Here is a 4,925-nt window from a genome sequence, read left to right as displayed (position 1 = left end):
TCGGTGAAGTCTTCGCCGGCGAAGAAGTTGTTGCGCACGTACTGCACCATCCGCTCGACACGCGGTTTGTCTTACGGGTGGGCCACCCGGGCCGGGTCCGTGCTGAACCCACGGGCTTGGGCATACTCCAGCCACCCGACAGTGAACCTCGGATTCACCGAACCAGCATGGGCCACAATGGCACTCATATTGTCGGGGATGAGGACTTTGAAGACGCCGCCGAAGAACGTCCACGCTGCTTCGCAGCCGTCGATCACCGCGGTCAGGGTCTGGGCGAAGGTCAACCACACGAACATGTGCCGCGAGCACACCGCGGTGAAGATCAACGCGTGCACCACCCGACGCCGTCCCGTCGCCGCGTCGAACAGCATGCCCATCCGGGCGAAGTCGATCTGACATTCCACCCCCGGCTCACCATCGACCACCGGCACCGTCCCAGCCCGCCGGCGGCCCTGATAGCTGGTCCTGGCCTGGCAATAACGGTGCAGTGTCCGCTGCGCCACGATCACACCCTGACGGGCCAGCAAGTCGCCGATCTTGACCACCGTCAGGTCATCATCGACCCACTTGTTGATGCGATCATGGTTGGCGCACAACACTTCCCACGCGGAGCCAAATCCTTGCGGACGATCCGGGCGCACCACCGCAACAACCTCGCCGATCAACGCATCGTCGATCTGATCGACACCGCCAGCTCGCTCCAGGCCCGCGGCCACCGCCGCCTCCACATAACGCCGCGCGGTCTTTCTATCTACCCCGGCCTGGCTGGCCACCACCCGCAACCCGTGGCCGGCCAGCCACGCCCGAAGCACCTCACGAATCTCGACCACAGAAACCTCCCGAAACATCCGCGGACCCCTTCACATGCAATCGATGTGAAGCGATCCGATCCAGTTATCGAGCGGCCACCGACACGACACGCCCGTGGTCCCATGACTGGCAATCAGGTGGTCCCATGACCGTGGCTAAACCCAGCTCAAACCGGTCCCATCACCGTGGCGGACGACAATCCCGTAATGCCTTGCCACCTCGACGATCTCGGGATGACGCACTGCGATCCCAGCTACGCGCTCAATCGACACGGTCTTCTCGTTATCGGTCAACGCATACGTAGGCACGCCGTCCAGACGACGCAGCGTGGCGTCCAAGCAGGCCACCACCGTGGGCAGGGTCTTGTCCATCGCAGGAATCACCACCCGAAACCGCGACCACGCCAACCAGGCACACCACAGCTGAGTTCTTCGCCCACCAATCGTTGGGCCCTGACTCCAATCCCACTGCAACCACGGCCCCGGCTCAGCCAGCCAGGGCCGAAACACCCGATGCTGGCCCATGCGCAGCCGCTGCTTGGCCTGCGCGACCACCCGGCGGGTGGTGCGTTCCCCACCCCTAAAACCAAGCGCTTGGATACGGCGATGTACAGGACCTTGCCATTCGAACGCGCCACCAGCTCTTCAATTTTCGGCAAATAGTCATCGATTGGTCGAGCGCGATGTACCCGCTCAACCGGACTCTGCCCCGTTTCCCTTAATGCCACATACCGGGCGACCGTGTGGTGGTCGCAGCCCGCCAACTCCGCTGCGCCCCGATAACTACCGGTCAGGTCGTAGGCCTCCAAAATCTCGATGATCTCCCTACTGCATTTCATGGCCGGCGACTCTTGCCGCAAACCAACCCCGCCAGCCCGCAACACGCCGGGGAAATATCCGGCCGCAGACGGGGAACGCGACGCCCACCGGCGGGGAATTAAAAGGCCACCTATGGGGAGAATTTCATGGCCGCCGACACGTGGCTCATCCCTCCTTGCCGAAAATCATGTCCACGAACCTCATTGGGCACCTAAACAAGACGCTTTCGATGTGGGCGTACGCTTAGGTGCAGCTGTCGCGCTGACGCGGCTAGTGAATCAAGCGTTGCTGCAACGTGTCTGGAGGTTTGCGCGCGCCTCCGTCGAGGCGAGGCCAACTGCGCCGGTCCCCCGCCGGGCGCAGGGGGTGGACCGCGAGTAGCGGCTTAACCGGCGCTGGCTCGAGAGTCGGTACGGTGACGGGCTTGAGAAGGCGTCGAGGTTCAGGTGCTCGAGTTCGGGGAGCTTGGGTCGTTCCCAGCCGGCAACGGCGGTCCAAGTCGGCCGGTGGAAAGTACCACTACGGCACCGTCTGTCACTTTTGGTCATCAATGGCAGGAGAAGCGCTGAGACCTTCACGGTAGGGAAATTTGCGTCGAGCGCTTGAAGAACCCGAGCGGCTGTTCGTGGGCTGGAATCACAACAGCAACTGATTACCTGTAGCTGACGCGGGGTTCGACCCCGGCCTCGAGGCGCGTGCCCAGGTGTACGTCAGCCGTAGGTGAAGGAGTACGCGCGCAATCCCCGGGATAGCCCGACCTCAACTTGCCCAGTTCCGCCGGTTTCGTCGCAAACGATTTGATGCATGCCGGGTGGCCCAGTAACGGAGATCCGGGTGACCTCATCGTTCGTCTTTACGGTCACAACGCCGGTGCCGCCCACCACGAGATACAGGTGGGCGTGGTAGTTGAGCGCGATGGCATCGTTGTCGTCCTCTGCCGTTGCGGCCTGATCGTCCACGGTCCATCGGCCGCGAAGGGCGAACGTATCGGCTGGAAGTTGGGCGGGATAGTCAAACGTCGATGTGCCCTGATCATAGGTGCCGCGGCCGGCGTAGTTGCCCACCATGCGGGCCCCAAGGCGGGTCTCCGGAGTCAGGGTTGAGATCGGTGTTGTGTCGGGCAGGTCGGCAACCAGCGGCAGGCTGACGCTCTGGTCTGCCTGTGAAAGGAGTTGCCGGATCAGGTATTCGGTGACGTCGTAGTCGCCCTCGCCGAACTTGATATGACGGACAGTGCCGTTGGCGTCGATGAGGTAGTGCGCTGGCCAATACTTGTTGCGGTAGTTGGTCCATGTCGTATACGCATTGTCCAATGCGACCGGGTAGGTGATCCCAAGCATGGCGGCGGCGGATGCGACGTTGCCTGCGTCGTGCTCGAAGGCATACTCCGGCGTATGAACACCGACAACCTCGAATCCCTTGTCGTGGTACGCCCTGTACCAGTTGACAACATGGGGGATGCTGCGCTGGCAGTTGATACACGAGTAAGCCCAGAAATCGATCAGGACGACCTTCCCGCGCAGTGACCGCAGGTCAACTGGTGCCGAGCCTGGCGTGTTGAGCCAATGGCCAATCCCTTCGATATCTGGTGCAGCGTCGCAACTTTCGAGATCGGCCGCACCATCTGTGCAATTGGACAGCGCGGCATTCTGGCCATTGACCGCGCCACTCAGGTTGAGCTGTCGGCGGACTTCGTCTCCCCCGCCAAGCTTTCGCTCAATCGCCGCGGTGTAATCGGGGATTGCCCGTTGCAGTATCGCGGGCAGGTTGAACACCAGCGCCGCGGCCAGCATGATGGTGACAATACCCGCGGCGGTGCGGATTTCGCGCTGGCGACGGCGGAACGCCCGCACTCGCTCCGCCACACGTTGTCCGGCAAGTGCGAAGGTCAACAGCGGCACCACTGCGCCCGCAGCGAAAGCTAATGTCAAAGCGATCGTCGGCAATCCGGTTGAGCCGGTTGCGCCTGCCAGGACGATAGCGGCAAGTACGGGTCCTGCGCACGGCACGTACAGCACGCCGAGTGCGAGTCCCAAGCCGAAACCGGAACTGGCCGAACCGAACCGCTTGTGCGGCAGCAAAGAGAACGGCTTCTCCAGGAGCGCCTCGACAGCCGGGAAGATCAATCCCAGGCCAATCGCGACAAGCGCGATCAGTGCGAACCACCGCACGGCGTCCTGTGGCAGCCGCAGCAGCGACAGCAATGTTGATCCGGACGAGGTGACCGCGCTGAAACTGGTTACCAGACCGGCAATCACTAAATATGGCCGCAACCACTCGGAGCGTAGATTTTTGACCGGCGGGCCGCCGGTATCGGGCGCAGCAGGAATTCCAGCAGCGACCCGGGCGCTCCGTGCGCCTGACAGGAGGATCACCGGAAGCACTGGCAAGATACACGGCGAGATTCCGGTAATTAGTCCGCCGACAAAGCCCATGGCGATGAGTGTCAACATCTCGATCGCCCGGCCCGACCCACCGTGGTTGCGCCGGTGCGGTGACTCGTGCCCACCTCAGCTGTTACTCGCGCCGAGGAGGACCGGTTGTGCTCGATACAGATAAGGATTTTGACGTATCAGGCTGTCGAGCTTGGGCATGTCGTTGATGGCGATGTAGGGATAGGTCGGGTTGGAGTTCATGAAATCTTGATGATGCGCCTCGGCGGGAACGAATCCGGCTCCCGTCTCGACCCGGGTGACGATCGGCCCACCGTAGACTTTGGCATCGTCGAGCTGAGCGATGTACGACTCGGCGATGGTTTTCTGAATCTTGTTCTGCGGGAAGACGGCCGACCGGTATTGCGTTCCCACGTCGGGTCCCTGTCGGGAAAGTTCGGTCGGGTCGTGCACTACGGAGAAATATATCCGCAGCAATTGTCCGTAGGTGATCTGGGAAGGGTCGTAGGTAATCTGCACCGACTCCGCGTGCCCTGTCGTGCCTGTGCTCACCTGGTCATAGTGTGCCGTCGATACGGCGCCACCCGCGTACCCCGCGATCGCACGTTTGACTCCCTTGACGTGTTCATAGACGCCCTGAACTCCCCAGAAGCAGCCCCCCGCCAATACTGCGGTCTCGCGACTGCCCGCGGCCCCCACGGGTTCATCGACCGTCGGCCCAGGAATGTTCAGCGAGGGCATTGCGCCTCCGAGAAATTGTCAAGACCTGTGGATCAGGGTTTTTCAGGCGACCTCCGTTCCGGCTTGCTGATCGCCGTTGGAGGGCGGTTGCGGCGGGGTGATGTCGGTGGGGCGTTCGAGTAGTTTGCCTTTGTGGAAGACGGCGCCGGCGCGCACCAGGGCG

Annotated in this window: 3 protein-coding genes and 1 pseudogene; all 4 read right to left on the bottom strand. The window is 62.3% G+C overall.

The genetic code is table 11. The features are described from left to right. Positions 1-71: 71 nt before the first annotated feature. Positions 72-830: a transposase gene (locus AWC25_RS01485; protein ID WP_483406793.1), complete on the bottom strand. Its 759-nt coding sequence runs from the start codon at positions 828-830 to the stop codon at positions 72-74. A 168-nt stretch (positions 831-998) separates the two neighbouring features. Beyond that, positions 999-1,648 (bottom strand): annotated as a pseudogene (locus tag AWC25_RS01480) (transposase); the annotation flags it as partial. Positions 1,649-2,338: 690 nt separating this feature from the next. Further along, a complete protein-coding gene (locus AWC25_RS01475) occupies positions 2,339-4,081 on the bottom strand; it encodes a cytochrome c biogenesis protein DipZ (protein ID WP_069403038.1) in 1,743 nt (580 codons plus the stop codon). Between the two features lie 57 nt (positions 4,082-4,138). Next, positions 4,139-4,762 (bottom strand): peptide-methionine (S)-S-oxide reductase MsrA, encoded by a 624-nt coding sequence (msrA, locus tag AWC25_RS01470; RefSeq protein ID WP_069403039.1) that lies wholly within the window; start codon positions 4,760-4,762, stop codon positions 4,139-4,141. Between the last annotated feature and the right edge of the window lie 163 nt (positions 4,763-4,925).

The sequence above is a fragment of the Mycobacterium sherrisii genome, from assembly GCF_002102355.1.
In the GTDB taxonomy this organism is placed as follows: domain Bacteria; phylum Actinomycetota; class Actinomycetes; order Mycobacteriales; family Mycobacteriaceae; genus Mycobacterium; species Mycobacterium sherrisii.
Note: the sequence above shows the minus strand (reverse complement) of the source record. Positions and strands in the feature narration are given on the sequence as shown.